The organism is Micromonospora luteifusca (assembly GCF_016907275.1).
Lineage (GTDB): Bacteria > Actinomycetota > Actinomycetes > Mycobacteriales > Micromonosporaceae > Micromonospora > Micromonospora luteifusca.
This window is the reverse complement of the sequence record NZ_JAFBBP010000001.1, coordinates 5945533-5965499: the sequence shown is the minus strand read 5'-3', so window position 1 is coordinate 5965499 and position 19967 is coordinate 5945533. Positions and strand designations below refer to the sequence as shown.

Sequence of the window (19967 nt, the reverse complement as noted above, 5' to 3'; positions counted from 1 at the left end):
TCGGCCGCCATCCCGGCAGTGGCCGGCTCACCGTTCGCTGATCAGTGGGGCGTAGTCGGTGCGGCTGAGCGGCTGTTCGGACAGTGATCCGTCGGCGCGGGGCACGCCCAACGGTCTGCCGTCTCGCAGGAACGTCACGCTGGTGACGTCATCGCGGCTGGTGAGGGTGCAGACGATCTGCCCGAAGGCGAGGACCTCGTCGCTGCGCCCGGCGTCATCGCCGGGTTCGTCGACCGTGACGCGCGCCTGGGTGCCGGTCAGTGTGGCACCGGCGGCGTTGACCGCCCCCGGCAGTGCGCTGGTCAGGTCGGTGTCGCGTTCGGCCTCGGTGGGTCCGGCGAGCAGGTGCCGCAGGTGGTCCTCGATGGTGGGTGGGCGGTCCACGCGCCGAAGCACCGGGACGATGCGGTTGTCGCGGACCAGGCAGACGGTCTCGGTGGCCGGGCCGACCGGCGCGGTGTCCGCGGGGGTGGCGGTCGGGAACGGCCCGCGTGGCGGGTGCACGACGCGGGGTGCGTTGTCGGTGGGGATGCCACAACCGGTCAGCAGCGCGACGAGCCCCACGGCGAGGAATTGGCGAGGGTTCACCTCAGGCTCTCCGGCAGCGTGATGCGGAAGCGGGCGCCCCCTCCGGGGCGGTCGGTGACCGTGACGTGTCCGCCGTGTGCGGCGGCGTGCTGGGCGACCAGCGCGAGGCCGAGCCCGGTGCCGTCGCCGGCACCCCGGGTGTGGGCGGCTCGCCCGCGGACGAAACGGTCGAAGATCACCTCTCGGTCCTCCAGGGGCACACCCGGGCCCTCGTCCTCGACCTCGACGACACCCGCGCTGCCATCGCGATCGAGCAGCACACACGTCGGCCCACCCCCGTAGGTGACGGCGTTGTCCAACAGGTTCGCCAGCACCTGCGCGACACGCCGCCGCTCGACCAACCACGTCGCGGACACCTCCGGTGCGAGGCGGACGATCGACGCGGGCAGGTCCAGGGCGTGGCAGGCGTCCCGGGCCAGCGCCACCACGTCCACCGGGGCACGGTGCGCGGGCTGGTCGCTGCGAGCCAGGTCGATCAGATCGTTGACGAGACGCTGGAAACGGTCGATCTCGTCGGCGACCAGCCCCGCCGCGATCGCCGTTCGCTCGTCCTGCTGTTCGCGACGTCGGGCCAGGACGCTGGCCGCGGCGGCGAGGGTCTGCAACGGGGAGCGCAGCTCGTGGCTGACGTCGGCGGCGAAGCGCCGGTCCCGCTCGATGCGCCGGGCGAGCTGGTCGACCATCTGGTTGAACGACGAGGACAACCGGGTCAGGTCAGGGTCGGTGGCCGGGTCCAGCCGGGCGGTGAAATCACCGGCGGCGATCTTCTCCGCCGCGTCTGCGACCGCCGTGAGCGGGCGCAGCCCGTGCCGGGTGGCGTACCAGCCGAGGGCCGCGCCGGATCCGGCGACCATGATCGCGACGGTGGTCAGCGCGAGCGCCAGGACCTGGAACGTCTGTTCCAGCTCCCGGAGTGAGTTGACCTCGAAGTAGGTCGCCGTCGCGGACAGGGGCACGCCGACGACCAGGGCGGGCTGGTCGTCGACGCGTATCCGCTGCACGGCGGGCTTGCCGGCGGTGACGACCCGGCGCAGCTCGACGGGAATGGCGGCGGTGGTGCCGGGATCTGCGGTGCGGGCATACCACTCGCCGTCCAGGTGCAGCACCGGCCGCCGACTCCCGCCCGTGTCCAGCGACCGGAGCACCTGTACGACGTCGGGGGTGTCGGTGTCGATTCCGGCACGGACGACGGTCGCGTCGAAGTACGCGGCGCGCAGGGCGGTGCGTTCCCGCTCGTCGATCAGGGAGCGGCGAGTCAGCTCGTAGGAGATCAGGGCCATCGACGCGGCAAGCACGAGCGCGCCGACGGCGAATGCGGCGGTGACCCGGGTACGCAGTCCGAGGCGTCTCATCGCTGCAACTTGTAGCCCAGGCCCCGCAGGGTGACCAGATGTCTCGGGTTCGCCGGGTCCGACTCGATCTTCTGCCGCAGCCGGCCCACATGCACGTCGACGAGCCGTTCGTCTCCGCTGTCGTACCCCCAGACCCGTTCGAGCAGTTGCTGGCGGGACAGCACCCGGCCTACGTGCTCGGCCAACTCGCACAACAGCCGGAATTCGGTGCGGGTGACCGGTACGGGTTGGCCGGCTCGGCGAACCTCTCCCCCGTCGGGGCTGATCTCCAGCTCGCCGATCACGAACGCTGGCACGGGCTCCGGCGCGTACCCCGCGACGCCGCTACGGGTCCGACGGCGTAGGGCGCGCAGCCGCGCGGACAGTTCCTTGATCGCCACCGGCTTGACGACATAGTCGTCAGCGCCGGCCTCCAGCGCGGCGACGATGTCGTGCGTGTCGTCGCGGGCACTGACCACCACGATCGGGACGTCGTCGTCACGACGCAGCTGCCGAATGCACTCGAAACCGTCGAGGCCAGGCAGCATCAGGTCGACCAGCACGTAGTCGGCGGGGTCGCGGCGCTGCGCGCGCAGACCCTCCTCCGCCGTGGCCGCGCCCACCGCGTCGTACCCCTCGTCCTCCAGTGCGAGCAACAACGCCAAGCGGATGCGGTCGTCGTCCTCGATCACCAGTACGGCCGTCATACCCGGCATCATCCCCAGCCGACCCGCTCGGTGGCCAACCGTGACGGCCGGTTGGCGGATTTGTCACGGAACTGTCACAGATCCGCGTGGTGGCCGCCAAACCCGCCCGGCAGGGTGACAGGCGACCGGATCCGCGAGGGAGAGGGATGTGCCTGTGACAGGGCCAACGGCAACCACGCCGTGCACGCTGCCGCTGGTCGAGGTGCGCGTCACCGAGTTCAACCTGACCTGCCTGCCGGCGACCGGCGCAGTCTTCGACCACCTGCTGGCCCTGCATCCCGCACAGGTGGTGGTCGACCTGTCCGGGTGTCGGCACATCGATGCCGCTGCGATCGGCCTGCTGCTCGATGTGCACCGGCGGCTGACCCGCGCCGACGGGGTCCTCACCGTCCGCGATCCGAACCCGCGTATCCGGCGCATCCTGCAGGCCGCCCGTCTGGGCCAGATCCTGCCGGTCGTCGACACTGGCCCATCATCGCCGCCCGGCACCCCGCCGGCCGTGCAGGAACCCACCCGCACACCGACGCTGGTCGCTCACGGTCGCGCGTCGGTAAAAGTCGCTCACTGACGATCGCGCAGGGCTCACGTTGCCCAACATCGGGGCGCAACAGCCCATTAGCGCCGGAAACGTCAAGCTCGGGAGCCGGCCTCCGCCTCAGCTCTGCACGATTGCCGTGTCCCACCGCATGGCGAGACATGGCCCAGGAAGGACCAGCAGAATGACCGTTGTCCCGGATGACCACCTCATGACCCTGATCTGCGACACCTGCGGTGACACCGTCACGGCCACCGCGTGCGCGCTCCCCGATGCCGAGGTCGTCTGGACCCTGGTGTCCGAACAGGGCTGGAGCGGTTCCCCGTTTGCCACCGGCCCGCACCGCTGCCCGCACTGCAGCCTGCTGCCGCTCCCTGCTGGCGGCCACACGTCGTGCGGCGATCACGGTCCGGGCGGCATCCTCGGCATCGACCATCTCGACGATGTGACCGTCGTCGCCGCGACCGGTGACGTCGACCTTGACACCGGGGACACCCTGCGCACCGCCCTGCGTCACGCGGCCGACATGGGCGGAAACGTCGTGGTCGACCTGAGCCGGGTGCACCTCATCGATTCCACCGGCCTCGGACACCTCGTCCGTGCCCACCGCGAGGCCCGCGACCGCGGGGTCACGCTCTGCCTGGCCGCGCCGTCGCGGTTCATCCGCACCGTCCTGCACACGATGCGCCTGGACGGAGCCTTTCCCATCTTTGACAGCCGCGACGACGCCCTCGCCGCACTGTCTGACGCTTCGGTGTTGAAGCGTCCAACCGCCGTCGCCGCGACCCCTGCGAGTTCCTGATCGATATCGGTCCCGCCCTGAGAAGGAGCTAGCGACCGGTCGAATGGCCACCGGTCCGCAGCGAATTTCCAGACCGACCGCCACTTGCCGAAGCACCCGTACTCGAATAACGCCCAAGGAAAGCCCATGAGCATCGCCGATCTCGTCACCGCGCTCCTCGTCGGCGTCGCCATCGGCCTGCTGGGCAGGCTCATCGTCCCAGGACGCAGGGAGGCCCCGGTCTGGTTGACCGTGTCCGTCGGGGTGGTCGCCGCGCTGGCGGGCACCATCGTCGCCCATCTGGCAGGCGTCGCTACCAGCACCCTCAACCTCATGGCCCTGGTCATCCAGGTCGGTCTCGCCAGCAGCAGTGTCGTCCTCGTCGTCGCCACCTCCAGACCCGACCCACCCGACTCCCCACGGACCGACATGACGCAGCGCCGGCACCAATAGACCGTCCGCCAGCATGGCGAGGCCTGTGCCGGTCGACGTGGACGGAGAGCCGGAGCGAACCCTCATGACTGCCCCACCGTTCCTGACCGGCCTGAGGACGTCAGGGCTGGCCGTCTCCGACTTCACGCGGCGTCGCCACAACCAAGGAGCTGACCGTGTACATGCCATGGCCACTGCCCGATGAAAACTGGTTCGCCGACACCTCCGACCAGCCCGAGCCGGACTGCGAGGATCTACGAATTGAGGCGCTGGTCGCGCAGCGGCTGAGCATCGACTGGACCACGCGGCGTCAGCAGATCACCGTCTCCGTGCAGAACCGGGTCGTCATCCTCGCCGGCATGGTCAGCGACGCGAAGGCGCGGCAGCTCGCGGCGGAACTCGCTTACGACGTGCCCGGCGTCTTCGACATCTGCAACACGGTGCGGCTCAGCGGCACGCGGCGTAGCCACTGGTGACCGGCGATCACCGGTGACGCCGTCCTGATCTGGCGCTGCTGGGCTATGGCGGCCAGCCGAGCAGCCGAGCGCCGAGTACGGCAGTCTGCAGCGTGAAGCGTTGGGTCGGCTCGCCGGGGTGGTGGTAGCCGGTCAGGTCCCGGACGCGGTCGAGGCGATAGGTGATCGCGCCTGTACGCGCTGCTGGCCGTCCCCGCCGGAGTGTTCGTCGCCGTGCGACTCGCCGCCATCGCCGCGGACGAGAACGCCCAGCGTCTCACCCTGCTGCTGGCCGCACCGGTAACCCGGGCGCAGCTGTTGGCCCATGAAGCAGCCGTCGCTGGCTGCGCCGCGCTGGTCCTGATCACGGTTGCGGGAATCGCCATGTGGGCCGGTACGGCCACTGTCCATGCTGGCCTTGGGGCCGGCGACGCCCTCGCCGGCGCCTGGAACGTCGTGCCGGTCATGCTGCTGTGTCTGGCGGCTGCCGTCCTGGCGCTCGGATGGGCACCGCGCGCCGTCGCGGCGATCGGTGCACTGCCGGCCGCTGGCGGGTTCATGTGGCAGGTCGTTGCCGACAGCGTCGACGCGCCCTCCTGGATTCGCGCGCTGTCCCCGTTCGCGCACCTGGCCGCGGTACCGGCCGCCGCACCGGCCTGGGTCTCGGCGTCGCTGATGGCCGGCATCGCCGCAGCAGGAGTGGTCGTCGGCACGGTCGGCTACCGCCGCCGTGACCTGAGTGCCTGACCAGTCCCATCACAACACGGTCAGACGTGTCGCACAGTCAGACGTCGCATCATCCGGCTGCAGGCCGCCGGCTCGGTGGCCTCCCCGAGCACGCGAATCATCGTGCGAGTCGTGACCTTGCCATCCATGGTGGCGCTCGCGCTTGACGTGAATCTCGGCGGAACACCACCGCCGTCAGCGCCACCGGCTGCGTTACTTCGCGGTTGCTTGACCGTCCTCGGCCTCGCCGTCGATGTCCGGCGCGGCAGTCGCCGCAGGGTCGCCGGCAGGCCGACGCGGGACCGCTATCCGTCGACGCACCCGGCGCAGCGCGTGGTGCCAGTTGGGCGTGTCGCGGGTGTCGTCGAAGGCCTGCGCGATCACGACGTCGGTCGAGGAGTGCGCCAGGATCGATATGACGATCGTCAGCGCGACCAGGTGGAAGATCTCGTCGGCTGCGGCGATGCCGGACTCGATTACCAGCAGGCCATAGACCACCGAGGCGAAGCCCTTGGGCCCGAACCACATGGCAGCCGCCTGCTCCCGCAGGCTCAGCCCAGAGCGCAGGAACGAGATCCACAGTGCGATCGGGCGGGCGACCACGATGGCCAGGACGGCGAAGACCCAACCGGTCCAGGAGATGTCGCCGAGGAACTCCACCGAGATCAGGGCGCCGAACACCAGCAGCGCCCCCAGCTTGAGCAATTCGGCGATGTTCTCCCCGAAGTGTTCGAACGCCGCACGTTCCCGGGGCCCGAAGGTCGCCACGGTGATACCGGCAGCGAACGCGGCGAGGAACAGATTGCCGTGGGTAGCCTTGCCGAGCGCCAGCACCAGCAGCCCGATCGCGACGCCGTTCAGCGGCGCGTACGCCGCCGAGGCGGCGAAAAAGCGAGTTCGCTCCAGCGCGAGCGCCGCCAGTGGCACCAGCACCCCGATCGCCAGGCCGACGCCGAGTTCGGTGGTCAACTCGCCCAGGTGCAGGTTGTCGGAGCCGGCCGCGACCGCGAGCAGCACCACCACGAACGGCAGCGCGAGTCCGTCGTTCACCCCGGACTCGACGTTGAGGAGGTGCCGCAGCCGCGCGGGCACCTTGTCATTCCCGACCAACGCGGCCGCGAACACCGGATCCGTGGGCGCCAGGATCGCCCCGATCAGGAGGGCCTCCGCCCAGCCCAACCCGGCCACATAGTGCGCCAGCACTGCGGTCACCAGCAGCGTCAGGGGAAGGCCCCAGCCCAACGCCCGGCCGGGCAGCCGCCACGCGCTGCGCAGGTCCGCCCAGCCCACGCGCATCCCGTCGCTGAACAGCACCGCGAACAGGGCCAATTCGGCCAGTTGCGCCACGATCGGCGAGTCCGCCTGCAGGTGCAACACCCCGGTGGTGCCCTCACCAAGGACGAACCCGGCGACCAGGAACAACGCCGCCGTGGACAGGATCGTCCGGTGCGCGAGCGCCGACACGAGCACGGCGGCGAGCAGGACAGCGGCGAAGCAGAGGAGCAGCACAGGAAACCTCCGTGGCGCAGGGTTCAACACGGTGCCGACCAGACTTCCCGGCGCTCCACAGACCTCGCAGATCATAACGGCCCGCCGACGGGGCCGCTCCCGGCGTGCGGGAGCCCAACACCGCTGGCCGGGACGCTGGACGCCCTCACCGACGGCGACGATCAGGGCCAGCACACAACGGCCGACAGCGCGGTCCTCGGCGGTGGCCGTCCGCGTCGGGTCAACCATGCGAAGTTCGCCACCCTTGCGGCTGGCGTGCATCGCACCAGGGCGTTTCTCGAGATTCCGCTGCAAACAGCTGACGCGACGGACATGACGCGGCTGTTGCCGCCGAGAATGGGCAAGCAGTATGGGGCGGTTCCTGGAGGCTGCCCGGGACACGAGCAGCGTGAGTGGTCGCCTCCGACGGGCTCTCGCCGAGGCCGTCGCCGTGGTGGCCTACGGCCGCAGCGTCGCTGAACGTCGCGCACTCGCCGTCGCCAAACGATGGCCACGATCCCCGCCTACGCCATTCCAGGAGGCTGGTATCCAGGGGTGTCCGGCAAATGAACGCGAACCACCCTCGCGTTGCTCCGGACGCGACTACGGTCAGAACAGTGGTCGATCACCTCAGCGCGGTGGAGGCACTCAAGGCGGACCCGACCCTGTCCGGGTTGCGCCGCTCCCTGGAGGCGTACTACGGCGACCCGGCCCGCGAGGCGGCGATGGACGCGTTCTACGCGCCCCTGGTCCGCCCAGGGGATCTGGTCTTCGACGTCGGCGCGCATGTGGGCGACCGGCTCGGCAGCTTCCGGCGGCTGGGCGCACGCGTGGTGGCCGTCGAGCCGCAACCGCTCTGCACCCGGGCGCTGCGCGCCCTCTACGCGGACGACGACCGGGTGACCGTGGTGGAGGCGGCGTGCGGGGCGTCTACCGGGCCGGTACGGCTGCACGTCAACTCGGCGAACCCGACGATCTCCACGGCGTCGGCGGGCTTCCTGCACGCCGCCGGTGGGGCCGGCGGCTGGGAGGACGAGATCTGGGACGTCGAGATCGAGGTGGCCGGAACCACACTCGACACCCTGGTCGCGGCGCACGGCGTGCCGGGCTTCGTAAAGATCGATGTGGAGGGGTTCGAGGACGCCGTGCTGGCCGGATTGAGCCGCCCTCTGCCGGCGCTGTCCTTCGAGTTCACCACCATCGAACGGGACCTGGCCGCGCACTGCCTGGACCGGCTCACCCGGCTGGGTTTCACCACGTTCACCGTGGCGCTCGGCGACGACATGGCGTTCGCCCTTGATGGCTGGCGGCCGGCGGACGAGGTGGCGGCGTACCTGCGGGCGCTACCCCACGAGACCAACTCAGGCGACGTCTACGCCCGCGCCCGGCCCGCCTGACCCTGCCCATGCCGAAAACCTCGTCCGCCCAGTCATCGAAAAAAGGCGGTCCTCAGAGTGGGCGCCTCACCGGGTGATCGGTTCGAGGCGTACCCGGTCCACAGATCGCCGTCGGCGGCGGCGTCCTCGTCGGGATGGTCCTTTCCGCCCGTTCACCGGCACGGGCCGGGAGGGGGCGTCGTCGCCCCCTCCCGGGAAACCCGCGGTGCTACTTGCCGGACTCGTAGAGCGCCGTCACTTCGGCGGCGCTCAGCGCGCGGTCGTAGACGTGCACCTGGTCGATCGTGCCGTCGAGGTAGTCGACGGGGTTGCCGCCGAACTTGCCGCGGCCGATGACCAGGGGCCCGGTGGAACCGTCGCCGAGGCAGGCGCTCGCCTGCCCGGCGAGTTGCCCGTCGACGTAGAGGCGCAGCTGACCCGTCGCCGCGTCCCGGACACCGACGAGGTGGTACCACTGCCCGGCGACCGGGGTGGTCGGGGCGAGAGCCCGCACCCCGGCGAAGCTCATCGCGAACCGTCGGTCAGCGCCCGAGTACTGCAGGTAGAAGGCGCTGTTCGAGGCACCGTCCTGGCTCACCACCGTCTGGAAGGCGCCACCCGCGCTGTCAAGCCGCACCCACGCCGAGGTCGAGTAGCTGGCGGTCGTGTCGAGGATGGTCCTGCCGGTGTCGACGTACTGGTTGCTGCCATTGAACAGCAGGCCCGAACCCGTCTTGCCGGCCGTCCAGGTGGGCCCGGCGACCAGCCGGCCGTCATTGTTGCCCGCCTCGTCGTTGGCCGTGTCGCCGGCATTCTCGTCCAGCGGCCAGTAGCCGACTCCGGTGAGACCGGGCGTGCCGGGCGGCGGCGGAGGAACGTTCGCGCCGGTACCGTCGGCCGAGCGGATGACCGCCTCGTTCACCGCGCGCACCTGGTCGAAGTCCATCTTCTCGACGCGCCGGTCGTAGGTGAAGAAGCCGTTGACCTCGTGCTCGACGTCGGTGATCTGGGTGTAGACGCCGGCCGAGACCCCGCAGGTGTTCGCTATGCGCAGCAGGTCGCGCTGGTTCTCCACGTACCGTCGGGTCAGCGTTTCGGAGTCCGGCGCCATCCAGTACGCGCCGCCCTCGCCGAACCACATGTGACCGTCGACCTCGAGGCCCATTCCGCCGTGCTCTCCGTCGACGGCCACCCGGCCGGCGGTGGGCAGTGGCGACGCCGGACCGAGGTACTGGTGGTGGTCGATGATGTCCCCGCGTCCGGAGTCACCGAGGGAGTCGCAGCAGTTCACGCCGCTGTGCGCGTTGACGAGCCGGGTCGGGTCCTGCTGCTTAACCGAGTCGGCAATGCGGCCGGTGGCGCCCCGGTCCCACTCACCCCAGCCCTCGTTGAACGGCACCCACACCACGATCGACGGATGCGCGGCGTGTTCGCGGATCATTTCGCCGAGCTCGGATTCCCACTGCCGCTGCCACTCGACCGTCGGGCGGCCGGGCTTCGTGGCGGGCATGTCCTGCCACACCATCAGTCCCAGCCGGTCCGCCCAGTAGTACCAGCGGCTGGGCTCGACCTTGATGTGCTTGCGGACGGTGTTGAAGCCGAGCACCTTGTGCTGCTCCAGGTCGAAGCGCAACGCCTCGTCCGTCGGTGCGGTGTTCAGCCCGTCGGGCCAGAAGCCCTGGTCGAGGGTGGACATGTGGAACAGGATCTTGCCGTTCAACGTCATGCGAAGCTTGCCGTCGGCGCCCTTCGCCGTGCCGATCTCGCGCATCCCGAAGTAGGAGCCGACCTCGTCGACCCGCTTGCGGCCGTCGAACAGGCGTACCCGGAGGTCGTAGAGGAAAGGCGAGTCGGGTGACCACAGCTTGGGCTTGGCGATGGGTATCGTCAGGTCGGTCCCGGCCGGACCGGAGACGCGCGCGACGGCCTTGTGTCCGTCGTACGCCACGGCCTCGACGGTGAGGCCTTCGGCCCCGGAGGTGGGGTTCGCGCGCAAGCGCAGGGACTTGTCGCCCAGGTCGGGCGTCAGGTTCAGCGAGTCGATGGCGCCCGTGGCCGAGACGGGCTCCATCCAGACCGTCTGCCAGATGCCGGAACTGCCCTGGTAGAAGATGCCCCGGTCGCCGACCCGGCGCTGTTTGCCGATCGGCTGGAACGTCGCGTCGGTCAGGTCCTCGGCCCAGACGATCAGCTCCTGCTGCCCGCCGGGCCGCAGTGCGTCGGTGACATCGGCGTCGAAGCCGTCGTAGCCGCCCCGGTGCGTCGCCACCTGGTGGCCGTTGACCCACACCTTCGAGTCGTAGTCGACCGCGCCGAAGTGCAGCACCAGGCGCTGGCCCCGGCCGACCTGCCACCGCTCGGGCACGGTGAAGGTCCGGCGGTACCACATCCGGTCCTCGTGCCGTTGGATGCCGGAGAGGGCCGACTCGATGGGGTAGGGCACCAACACCTGCTCGGCCAGCTGCTCGCCGACCGGCGGGGCCTCGCCGGCGGCCGCACCGGCGAACTCCCACACGCCGTTGAGGTTCTGCCAGCTGGACCGGGTCAGCTGCGGCCGCGGATATTCGGGCAGCGCGTTGGTGGGTGAGACGTCATCGGTCCACGGCGTGGACAGCGGCGGTGTTCCCTTCGTCCAACCGGTGTCGGCGTCGGGTTGGGGCGCGGCGGTCGCGGCGGTCGGTGCTGTGGTCGCGACCAGGACGGCCGCGGTGGCGAAGGCGAGGAATGGCCAGCGTCGGCTGGAGGCGCGTCGGGTCATGCGGTCGGCCCTTCGGGAGTGCGGACGGGGGCGGCGGCTGCCAGTGGTGCGCTCCGAGGGTGGGCGGCCGGGTCACTGGTCGATGTTCCCGGGGCGGGACGGGTCCGCTGCCAGATCCCACCGCGCGCAGGTCACGGCTGACCACAAGACAACGTTGTTCCGGCAGCGATGTCAATAGATATCGACAAGACTGAGCTGATTCGGTCACCACCGAACAAGCTCGAACAGCGGGAACCCTGGCGCTGACGGGCTGGGCGGAAACAGCCTCCGAGCTCAGTGGACGGTCCTACCGGTAGTCGGCGGAAATTCGACGTTCCACAGGATTTACCGTCGCCCTTACCGTGGACGGGACAGCCGCCGTCACGCTGCTTCGATGCCGCCGGAGGTAAGGAGCCAACGGCATGCAGGCATTTACATCTATGTGCCGACCGATTACGGTGATCTCAACTCGAGTACCCAGTGGGTTGCAACCCTCACAGAACGTAGCTGCCCCTGCCTAGGCGTGGGCACGCACCACGTGACACGGGAGATTTGCCTTGGGTTCCGACGTTCGACAGCCCTCATCCGGTCAGTCACCAGCCTCCACTCCCTCTGCCGCCGTTCAGCGGTCGCTGGGGAGCAAGCACCTCCGCCGACGCCCGCGCCCGCTCTTCATGGTGGCGGCCCTGGCAGCGGGGGCCCTCGTCCTCGGCGCCGCGCCCCTCTGGGGGTCGGACCGCGCGGACCTCCTCGACAGCGCGGCCCTCTCCTCGACCCCCACCTACACCGTCGGCCTGCAGCCGCCGCAGGATCCGGGGCCGTTCCCCGGCAGCGTGACCCCCACGTCCCCCACCATCACCATCGCCGGCCAACGAGACGGCGAAAGCACGTTCAAGGTCGTCAAGTACGACCAGGTGCAGCCGAAAAAGCCCGGCCAGATGGACTTCGGCCACTACCACACCGGCATCGAGATCCAGTGGTGGCTGCGGAAGTGGGCACACGAACGTCCCGACATCGTCGACCTGCACATCGTCGGGGAGAGCTTCAGCGGCCAGCCGATCTACCAGGTGACCATCACGGACAAGTCCACCGGCGCGGACACCGACAAGCCGGCGGCCTACTTCGAGGGAAACCGCCACTCGGGCGAGGTCTCGTCGGCCGAGAGCTCGCTGTGGCTGGCGCACCACCTCATCACGCAGGCCGGCCGCGACCAGAAGGTCGACAAGCTGCTCGACGAGAAGACCGTGTACATCCGTCCGGTCAACAACCCGGACGGGCACGACATGTACCTGTACACCGCCCAGACCAACCGGTCGACGGTGCGGCCGTACGACACCGACGGGGACGGCAAGCGCGACGAGGATCCGGGTGAGGACCTCAACGGTGACGGGTACCTGAGCCAGGTGCGCCAGTACGTCGGCGCCGGCAAGGGGACGCACGTCGTCGACGAGCGGGACCCGGCCAGGAACGCCATGCTCAACGTCGGCGCGGGCAAGGGCGACTATCTGATGTTCTCCGAGGGTACGGACAACGACGGCGACGGTCGCTACGACGAGGACGGTGTCGGCGGCCTGGACCTGCACCGCAACTACCCGTACAACTGGCACGTCATGCCGGAGGACGACGCCACCGACCGGAATCTGACCCAGGGCGGCGCCGGCGAGTACCCGTTGTCCGAGCCGGAGACCCGCCACGTCTACACCTGGCTGATGTCGCACACCAACATCGGCGCCGTCAACAGCATGGACACCCGGGTGCCCATGCATCTGCGGGGGCCCTCGACCTGCGATCCCGTCGAGTGCATGTACTCGACCGACCGCAAGCTCTACGAGCACTTCGACAAGGCGGGGGTCTCGTTCACCGGCTATCGGCATGCCGGGAGCGTCTACATCGACTACGCCGCCCGCAACGGTGGCCAGCCGACGCCGCTGTTCGGGCACGGCCCCGACTTCGGCTACTTCCAGTATGGTGCCATTTGGTATGGCGACGAGATCTGGAACGGTGGTGACTTCACCGACTACGACAAGGACGGCAGGTACGCCGACTGGGAGCGGTCGCGGTGGTGCGCCGAGAACGGGCGGACGAACTGCTTCCTGCCGTGGACGAAGGTGGAGCACCCCAAGCTGGGGGCGGTCGAGATCGGCGGCATCAACCCGAAGTTCTGGTCGCAGAACCCTTCGGCCGATCTGATCGGCGAGTGGGCCACCAACCAGGCCCGGTTCAACCTGTATCTGACCGAGTCCCTGCCGCAGGTCGACCTCAGCGACGTGCAGGTCAAGAAGCTCAAGGGCGCTCAGGGTGACGGAGCGACGCATGAGATCACGGCTTCGGTCCGGAACGCCGGCCGTATCCCGACCGCTCTCGAGCAGGCGAAGGAAAACAAGATCGTCGCTCCGGACACCGTGAAGGTGGAGGGCGCGCGCGCCGTCGGAGCCGCACCCCAGTTCTATCTGGACGGGGGTGACCGGCAGAAGGTCCGCCTGCGGGTCGTCAAGGCCGCCACCGACACCATCACGGTGAAGGCTGTCAGCGTCCGGGGAGGCCTGGACTCCGCGTCGGCGCGGCTGAACTGATCGCTGGAGAGGTCCCCGTCCCGCAGTGTGGGGCGGGGACCTCTCCATGTCGTCCCACACCGGCGGCCGGTGTCCGGCGAGGAATACGGTGACCTGGTTGGATGGCTGGTGTGCCCGACGAGGACGACGAGCGACAGACCCGAAGCGATGGGCTACGGCGCAGGTTGTGGTGCTGGTAGCAGCCGAGGACGTTGCCGACGTGCTCTCCGAAGGCGGCGACGAAAGGATCCGGTCGGTCTTCTGCGAGTCGATGAGGAGCGCAGCCGCGCGGTGGACGATTTTGGTGCACTGGGCTGCTCGGCAGGGACTGATCGTGGACGCGGGACGCTCGTCCTACGCGCGTGCGGTGGCCGAGCGCAGGAGCGCGCTCGGCCACCACGATCCACGTCAGGTCAGCGCTGACCCCCCAGGTACATCGCGTTGAACAGCAGCCGGTAGGTGCCGTGTGACTGGGCCCGGTGCTGCGGCTTGAAGCCGATCATCACCACCTGCCCGTCGCCCACCTTCGCCGTCACCACGGCCGCCTTGCCACCGATAACGTCTTCACCGAGGAGGAAACCGCTCTTCAGCAGGTTGGTCTTCGGCCAGGTGGCCGCCACCGTGACACCCTGCGCGCCGTCCTCGACCTCGAACGCCGGCCCGTCGGCGACGAACGCCGACGCGGTCGATCCGAACCCGGCGGCGACCGGGTCACTGGCGTCGACGTTGAGGTTCAGCACGGAGCCCGGAATGTTGTAGCTGGTGTCCGGCACCCCCTCGGTGACGTCCTTGACCGGCACGTCGAACGCCTTGATCGGCAACTCTGCGGCCTTGTTGAGGGTGACCACCGTGCCGCCCGCCTCGACGAACGCCTTCAGGTTGGCCACGCCAGCGTCGGTCATCCCGCCGGTGTACTCCGGCGGCAGCGAGCCAGCCGCCCGGCCGTTGCGCATCGAGTTGTACGTGGCGTCGGGCAGCACGATCGTGTCGAACTTCGCCCGCAGATCGCCGGCCCGGACTGACGCGTTCGTCAGCTTCTGGTAACCGAAGCCGAACTGGTCCAGGGTGAGCCGGGTCCAGCCCTCGTCGTAGTTGTTGAAGCCGTCGTACAGTCCGATCCGAGGCGCGACGAGCTCCCGCACCTTGGCCGGCTTCGCGTCCACCGCGGCGATGCTGAGCCCGTACTGGGCGGCGAGCGCCGTCACCCGAGCCTCGGTGCCCGGACGGGGCGTCACCAGGAACGTGCCAGCTGGCAGCTTGCCACTGCGAGTGGTCACCTCAGCGCTGCTGTGGAAGACCTTGTCCCCCGCCGCCAGCAGGGAGTTCACGGCGGCGGAGCTGTCGTTGACCCGGGGGTCGAGGGCGTACGCGTACTTCGGCGCGCCGGCCACCACACCCGCGGGCACCGTCGGCGAGTCGACCCGGACAGTGCTGGCCTGCACCGCCTGGCCGAGCTTGTCGACGGCGACGCCCATCTGGAACGACAGGGTGTAGCCGGTGATGTCGTACGGCGGCTCCAGCGGGCCACCCGGGTAGAGCCGCCGGTCCGGATAGACCTGCGGGTTCAGCAGGTCCAACACGGCTGCCCGGTACGGCTGGGCCTCCCGCACGAGGTAGCTCCCGGCGGGGTAGGTGCGCTTGCCGACGGTGAAGGAGTTCACCGCACGCTCGACCTGGATGTTGTTCCAGCGCAGCTTGTCCACCAGCTTGGTGGCGGTCGGGAAGTCCGCCTGATCCGCGGGGATCACGTAGGTGGTGCCGGCACCATTGCGGGCACCGTCCCGGGCCATCTGCGCCATGCCGTAGAGCAGGCCCTCGCGGTCGTCGCTGGCCACCCGCAGCATCGCCCAGGAGGCCGACTTGATGTAGTCGCAGCTCTGCGACAGGTGCCACTCCCCGCCCTTCCAGGGGCTGGGGTAGAAGACCGACGGTTCGCTCGTCGAGGTGCCGTCCGCGAAGGTCTTCGGGAAGGTCGCCGGGTCGTACACCCTGGGGGTCGCCGAGGCGTGCGCGGTCTCGGTCAGGATGCCGATCTGGTTGTGGTAGTACGGTGCGGTCCGCGCGCCGCCGTTCCACCAGATGTCGTACGACTGGCGGGCCAGCGCGCCGACCTTGCCCTCGCGATCCAGCCGCTGCCCCATCGCGTCGCCGACGAGGTTGACGCCCCGGACCACCTGGGGGTTGATGTTCGGGTTCAGCGGGTCCTCGTACGGCGGGATGCTGATCCGGGCGGGGAAGACCGCGGTCTGGTGCACGTTGTGCATGACCTGCGGAATCCACTCGTGGAACAGTTGACGCCCGACGTTCTGCGTCTCCTGCAGGTTGAACATGTACCAGTCCCGGTTGTTGTCGTGCCCGGCGTACTTCTGGTACAGCTCGGGGTAGCCGGCATCCTGGTAGGGCCCACCCAGGTTCTTCTTGTACCACTCGGCGACCTTCGTGCCGCCGTCCGGGTTCACGTTCGGCACCAACAGGGTGATGACGTTGTCCCGGATCGCTCGCGCCTCGGGCGTCTCGCTGGTCACCAGGTCGAACGCGAACTGCGGGGCGGTCTGGTGGCCAGCCACCTCGGTGGAGTGGATGCCGAAGTCGACCCAGGCGATGGCCTTGCCGTTCTTCGCCAGGTCATGCGCCTGAGACTCGGACAGCGAGTCGCCCTGAGAGAGCCGCACCGAGGTTTCCCGGTAGCGCTTGAGGTTCGCGTCCTTGAGATTCTTTTCGGAGGAGACGATGGCCATCAGCTGCGGCCGTCCCTCGCTGGTCTTGCCGATCTCGACCAGCTTCATCCGGTCGCTGGCCTTGTCGATTGCCCGGTAGTACTCGGCGATCTGCTCGTAGGTGGCGAGCTTGTAGTCGGCACACGGCGCCCAGCCGATCACCGACTCCGGCTTTGGTACGCGGTTCGAGGCGGTAGCGGTGGTCGCCGACGTCAACACCGGCGTACCGACCAGAGCCAGCGCGCAAGCAACCGACACCGTTGTCCGAGACAGTCTTCGTTTCACCTGATACCCCTTCGCAGTACGTACACGACGGAAAAGGGTCCGGTAGGGGCGGCCGCGCCAATCGGATGGCTTGATTCAACAGGTTTCGATCGAGGTCCGGAATGCTCACAATGGCAGTTGAGGAAATCTTGAGCTTCGCGACCCGCGATGAGGAAAAACGAACGGCGGGCATCGACTGCCCGCCGTTCGCACGTTACTGGCTGAGCTCGGCGACCTCCTCAGCCGTCAGGCGGTGCGCTTGGGCCGGAGCCGCACCACGCGCGCCGGCGTCGGTCGGCGGGTCGGCCGGCCGCCGCAGATGCCAGTCCGTCACCGCCTGGTAGGCGGCCACCACCGACAACAGCCGGTCCTCGGCGTATGGGAGGCCGCCCAGGATGGTGCCGATCGGCAGCCCGGCGGCGGTGGCCCCGATCGGAAAGGCGATCTCGGGCAGGCCCAGGATGTCGAAGGGCACCGGGTCGGTCTGCACCACCACGTCGCAGCCGTCGAAGAGCTCGTTGAGCACCCGGTCCAGCAGCAGCAGCTTGGCCCGCTGAGTGGTGATGAACTCGTTGCCACCCAGCAGCGCTCCCTGCAGCCAGCTGGTCACCGACACCCCGAAGCCGCGCAGGTCCGTGCGCAGGTAGGGCATGAACGGCTCGGTTCGCTCGGGTAGCCGGGCGTTGTTGAAGGTGTTGCCGGTCAACAGGCTCCACTCGTCCGGCAGTGGCACGTCCACCAGGGTGGCGCCAGGGATCGCGGCGAGCTGCGCCAGGTAGGCCGCACGCGCCAGTGCGGTGGGCGAGGTGCCGTTGGTGAAGCCCGGCAGCACCCCGATCCTGGTGTTCCAGCGCAGCTTGACGCGGCGGCGGTGATAGACCGGGCTGGCCGCGTCGATCAGGTCGGGCACCTGGGGCAGTCCCTGGCTGCGCGGGTCCATGGAGTCCTCGCCGGCCATCGCGGTCAGCATGATCGCGGCGTCCTTGGCGTCCCGAGCCAGCGGTCCCGGATGGTCGCGGGTGTAGGTGAGCGGGATGATGCCGGCCGCCGAGACCCGGCCCATGGTCGGCTTGATGCCGGTCAGGTTCTGCGCGTTGGACGGGGCGGTGATCGAGCCGCCGGTCTGCGTGCCGATGCCGGAGGTGGCCATCCGGCCGGCGACCGCGGTGGCGGTGCCGGTGGACGACCCGCCCGGGTCGGTGCCGGGGTTGGTCGGCGCCCAGGCGTTCACCGTGGTGATCAGGCCGGCTGGTGTGGTGGCGCGGGTGGTCGCCAGCGGGCCCATCTGGGTCTTGCCGAGCACGATCGCACCGCTTGCCTTCAGCCGGGCCACCGCGGTCGCGTCGTACGGCGGCACGAAGTCCTGGAACAGGAAGGAGTTGGCGGTGGTGGGGACTCCTTCGGTGTAGTAGTTGTCCTTGATGGCCAACGGGATGCCGTGCAGCACGCCGTCTCGGGGCCGGCGTGCGGCAACTCTCGCCGCCGCGATGGCGGCGTCGGCGAGCACCAGGTTGAACGCCTGGTAGCTGCCGTCGTACCGGGAGATGCGGGCCAGATACGCCTCGACCAACTGCTCCGGGGTGAGTTTGCCGGCGCGGATGAGCCAGGCCGCCTCGGCGATGGTCAGCTCGGTCGGCTCGGCCAGTGCCGCCGGCCGGGGCTCGGTGTAGGCGTTGGGCTGGTCCAGCGGCCGCCTCCTCGTTCCCGGCCCGGTGTTGGTGGACAGGCTGCTACTCGCCAGCGCCACCGAGGGCAGTCCGACGGTCGCGCCCACGGCTGAGGCGGTGGCCAGCGCGGCAGCGCGGGCCAGAAACGCCCGGCGGTCGACCGTACGATCGAACGGTTCCGACCTCATGCCTTCCGCCATTCCGTGCTGTTGGAGGGGTATAGGACCGGCACGTGCTGCTGCGACAGCGCGTTCGCGACCTCGGGGTCGGTGCCAACGGGTGCGGGTAGCTGGTATGCGGCGAGCGTCGCGACGGTGCCCCGCACGAAGGAGCGCAGGGAGGCGAGCACGGAGTCCCGGCCGGGCGAGCCGGTCTCGGGGTCGGGGGTGGTCCCGGGCGGAAGTTGGTCGAGGTCGATGCCGAGCGCGGCGAGCCGGGCGCGGATCAGAACGTTCAGCTCGGCGTCCGTCGGTGGAGTAGGTGCCATGACACTCCCAGGGGTCGCGTGATCCGGTCGGGGAGAACTGACCGTAGGTCGGGCGCCATTCGCGACAGTCCGCTGCGGGAACAAGTTGAGCAACTCTTGAGGTTGCCCCTCCGCTCCTTCGGAAGCGGGTTCGGTGTGCCCGACCTGCGCGGGCCCAGCCAGGCGCACGCCGAGTACCTGCTCTACCGGTTCGTCAAGGACGACCCGTGGAAGAACATCGTGCAGGTCGAGGCGTACGCGCACGCGCGGGCGCAGGGCGTGCTGGGACACCGAGGCGCGAAGACGTTCACGGCGACACTGGCTCGCTTCGAGTCGGCGCGTGTCGAGCTGCCGTGGGAGCATCAGACGGTCACCTCGCCGCGTACGAGCGCCTTCGCGACAACGGTTCGCAGGATGTCGTTCGTGCCCTCGCCGATGCTCATCAGGGTTGAGTCCCGTAGAGGCGCTCGACCTCGAACTCGGTCATCGCCTGCAACAGAGCCGGCGACGCGTCCGCGATCTGCTCGCGCAGCAGGTCAACAGGGTTCGCACTCTCAGATGCGGCCGTCGTGCAGCACACTCCTTCACTCGGACTTTGCCGTCTCGAAGGATCGCGCGGTGGCCGTCTCCTCATCTACGCAACAAGCCCATCACGGGCAAGTCGTACACGACTTCCGTGGACGCAACCCACGGCCTGATGCATAACAGTTATGTGAATCGATATAGACGGTCGCTCAAACCGCTTCTGGTGGACAGATTTTGCCCTCTTGACGAGGGACTTCTATCGCAGTCTAATTTGGTGACCATACAGGGAGGCCTACTCGTGGGAGCGTTCCGGTTCGCCGTTCTGACGTGGCAGGGGTTCCTTCTGATCGCGGCTGCCCCCGCAAAGGTGCGCGCACCGCGTCGGTTCGCAATGGCCGTTGCCGGTTACCGGCTTGCGCCGTCTGCATTGCCACTCGCATGGAGCGTTCCCGGCGTCGAAGTCACCCTCGGCACCGGCCTCATCAGCAGTTGGCACCCGACGTTCATGCTTCGGTTCGCGCCGCAGTCGGGATCCCGAACAAAGCCGTCGACATCCGCCGCCTGGTAGCAGCGGCAGAACGGCACATCATTTTGTCTCGACCAGCGCGTGGAGACCATGG

The 19967-nt window shown here is 69.2% G+C and carries 16 protein-coding genes; 8 read left to right on the top strand and 8 right to left on the bottom strand.

The window, feature by feature from the left end:
- Positions 1 to 27: 27 nt before the first annotated feature.
- Genes JOD64_RS27050 through JOD64_RS27040 form a run of 3 tightly spaced genes read right to left on the bottom strand, consistent with a single transcriptional unit; the run spans position 28 to position 2626 of the window.
- Positions 28 to 588, bottom strand: a complete 561-nt coding sequence (locus JOD64_RS27050) for a GerMN domain-containing protein (protein WP_204944821.1) — start codon at positions 586 to 588, stop codon at positions 28 to 30.
- On the bottom strand, positions 585 to 1940 hold the full coding sequence (locus JOD64_RS27045) for a sensor histidine kinase (RefSeq protein ID WP_204944820.1): 1356 nt from the start codon (positions 1938 to 1940) through the stop codon (positions 585 to 587). Before JOD64_RS27045 ends, JOD64_RS27050 begins: the two co-directional genes overlap by 4 nt.
- Positions 1937 to 2626 carry a response regulator transcription factor gene (locus JOD64_RS27040; protein WP_204944819.1) on the bottom strand — a complete coding sequence of 230 codons (690 nt, stop codon included), beginning with the start codon at positions 2624 to 2626 and terminating at the stop codon, positions 1937 to 1939. Before JOD64_RS27040 ends, JOD64_RS27045 begins: the two co-directional genes overlap by 4 nt.
- Positions 2627 to 2780: 154 nt before the next feature.
- Between JOD64_RS27040 and JOD64_RS27035 the strand changes: the two genes are divergently transcribed.
- The 5 genes from JOD64_RS27035 (at position 2781) to JOD64_RS27015 (ending at position 5576) form a co-directional block, all read left to right on the top strand.
- Positions 2781 to 3194 carry an STAS domain-containing protein gene (locus JOD64_RS27035; RefSeq protein WP_204944818.1) on the top strand — a complete coding sequence of 138 codons (414 nt, stop codon included), beginning with the start codon at positions 2781 to 2783 and terminating at the stop codon, positions 3192 to 3194.
- A gap of 151 nt (positions 3195 to 3345) precedes the next feature.
- On the top strand, positions 3346 to 3963 hold the full coding sequence (locus JOD64_RS27030; RefSeq protein ID WP_204946275.1) for an STAS domain-containing protein: 618 nt from the start codon (positions 3346 to 3348) through the stop codon (positions 3961 to 3963).
- Between the two features lie 126 nt (positions 3964 to 4089).
- The gene (locus tag JOD64_RS27025; protein WP_204944817.1) at positions 4090 to 4395 is read left to right on the top strand and encodes a GlsB/YeaQ/YmgE family stress response membrane protein; all 306 of its coding nucleotides are present in this window, start codon (positions 4090 to 4092) and stop codon (positions 4393 to 4395) included.
- 155 nt (positions 4396 to 4550) lie between these two features.
- A complete protein-coding gene (locus JOD64_RS27020) occupies positions 4551 to 4850 on the top strand; it encodes a BON domain-containing protein (RefSeq protein WP_204944816.1) in 300 nt (99 codons plus the stop codon).
- A gap of 171 nt (positions 4851 to 5021) precedes the next feature.
- Complete coding sequence (locus tag JOD64_RS27015) at positions 5022 to 5576, top strand: efflux permease Rv1217c-related protein (protein ID WP_504740337.1); 555 nt, start codon at positions 5022 to 5024, stop codon at positions 5574 to 5576.
- A 192-nt stretch (positions 5577 to 5768) separates the two neighbouring features.
- Here JOD64_RS27015 and JOD64_RS27010 read toward each other — a convergent pair whose 3' ends face one another.
- The gene (locus JOD64_RS27010; protein WP_307813696.1) at positions 5769 to 7064 is read right to left on the bottom strand and encodes a cation:proton antiporter; all 1296 of its coding nucleotides are present in this window, start codon (positions 7062 to 7064) and stop codon (positions 5769 to 5771) included.
- A 596-nt stretch (positions 7065 to 7660) separates the two neighbouring features.
- Here JOD64_RS27010 and JOD64_RS27005 point away from each other — a divergent pair.
- Positions 7661 to 8440 (top strand): FkbM family methyltransferase, encoded by a 780-nt coding sequence (locus JOD64_RS27005; RefSeq protein WP_204944814.1) that lies wholly within the window; start codon positions 7661 to 7663, stop codon positions 8438 to 8440.
- A 208-nt stretch (positions 8441 to 8648) separates the two neighbouring features.
- Here JOD64_RS27005 and JOD64_RS27000 read toward each other — a convergent pair whose 3' ends face one another.
- Positions 8649 to 11177 carry a LamG-like jellyroll fold domain-containing protein gene (locus JOD64_RS27000; protein ID WP_204944813.1) on the bottom strand — a complete coding sequence of 843 codons (2529 nt, stop codon included), beginning with the start codon at positions 11175 to 11177 and terminating at the stop codon, positions 8649 to 8651.
- 656 nt (positions 11178 to 11833) lie between these two features.
- Between JOD64_RS27000 and JOD64_RS26995 the strand changes: the two genes are divergently transcribed.
- Entirely contained in the window at positions 11834 to 13729 is a 1896-nt protein-coding gene (locus JOD64_RS26995; RefSeq protein ID WP_204944812.1) for a M14 family metallopeptidase, read from the top strand.
- 392 nt (positions 13730 to 14121) lie between these two features.
- On the opposite strand, the gene JOD64_RS26990 is transcribed toward JOD64_RS26995, so the two are convergent.
- The 3 genes from JOD64_RS26990 to JOD64_RS26980 form a co-directional block, all read right to left on the bottom strand.
- On the bottom strand, positions 14122 to 16683 hold the full coding sequence (locus tag JOD64_RS26990) for a M14 family metallopeptidase (RefSeq protein WP_204944811.1): 2562 nt from the start codon (positions 16681 to 16683) through the stop codon (positions 14122 to 14124).
- 220 nt (positions 16684 to 16903) lie between these two features.
- Entirely contained in the window at positions 16904 to 18544 is a 1641-nt protein-coding gene (locus tag JOD64_RS26985; protein ID WP_204944810.1) for an amidase, read from the bottom strand.
- Entirely contained in the window at positions 18541 to 18843 is a 303-nt protein-coding gene (locus JOD64_RS26980; RefSeq protein WP_109818861.1) for a hypothetical protein, read from the bottom strand. The genes JOD64_RS26985 and JOD64_RS26980 overlap by 4 nt, the downstream gene beginning before the upstream one ends.
- A gap of 676 nt (positions 18844 to 19519) precedes the next feature.
- Here JOD64_RS26980 and JOD64_RS34025 point away from each other — a divergent pair.
- On the top strand, positions 19520 to 19915 hold the full coding sequence (locus JOD64_RS34025) for a MauE/DoxX family redox-associated membrane protein (protein ID WP_372434257.1): 396 nt from the start codon (positions 19520 to 19522) through the stop codon (positions 19913 to 19915).
- Positions 19916 to 19967 lie beyond the last annotated feature (52 nt).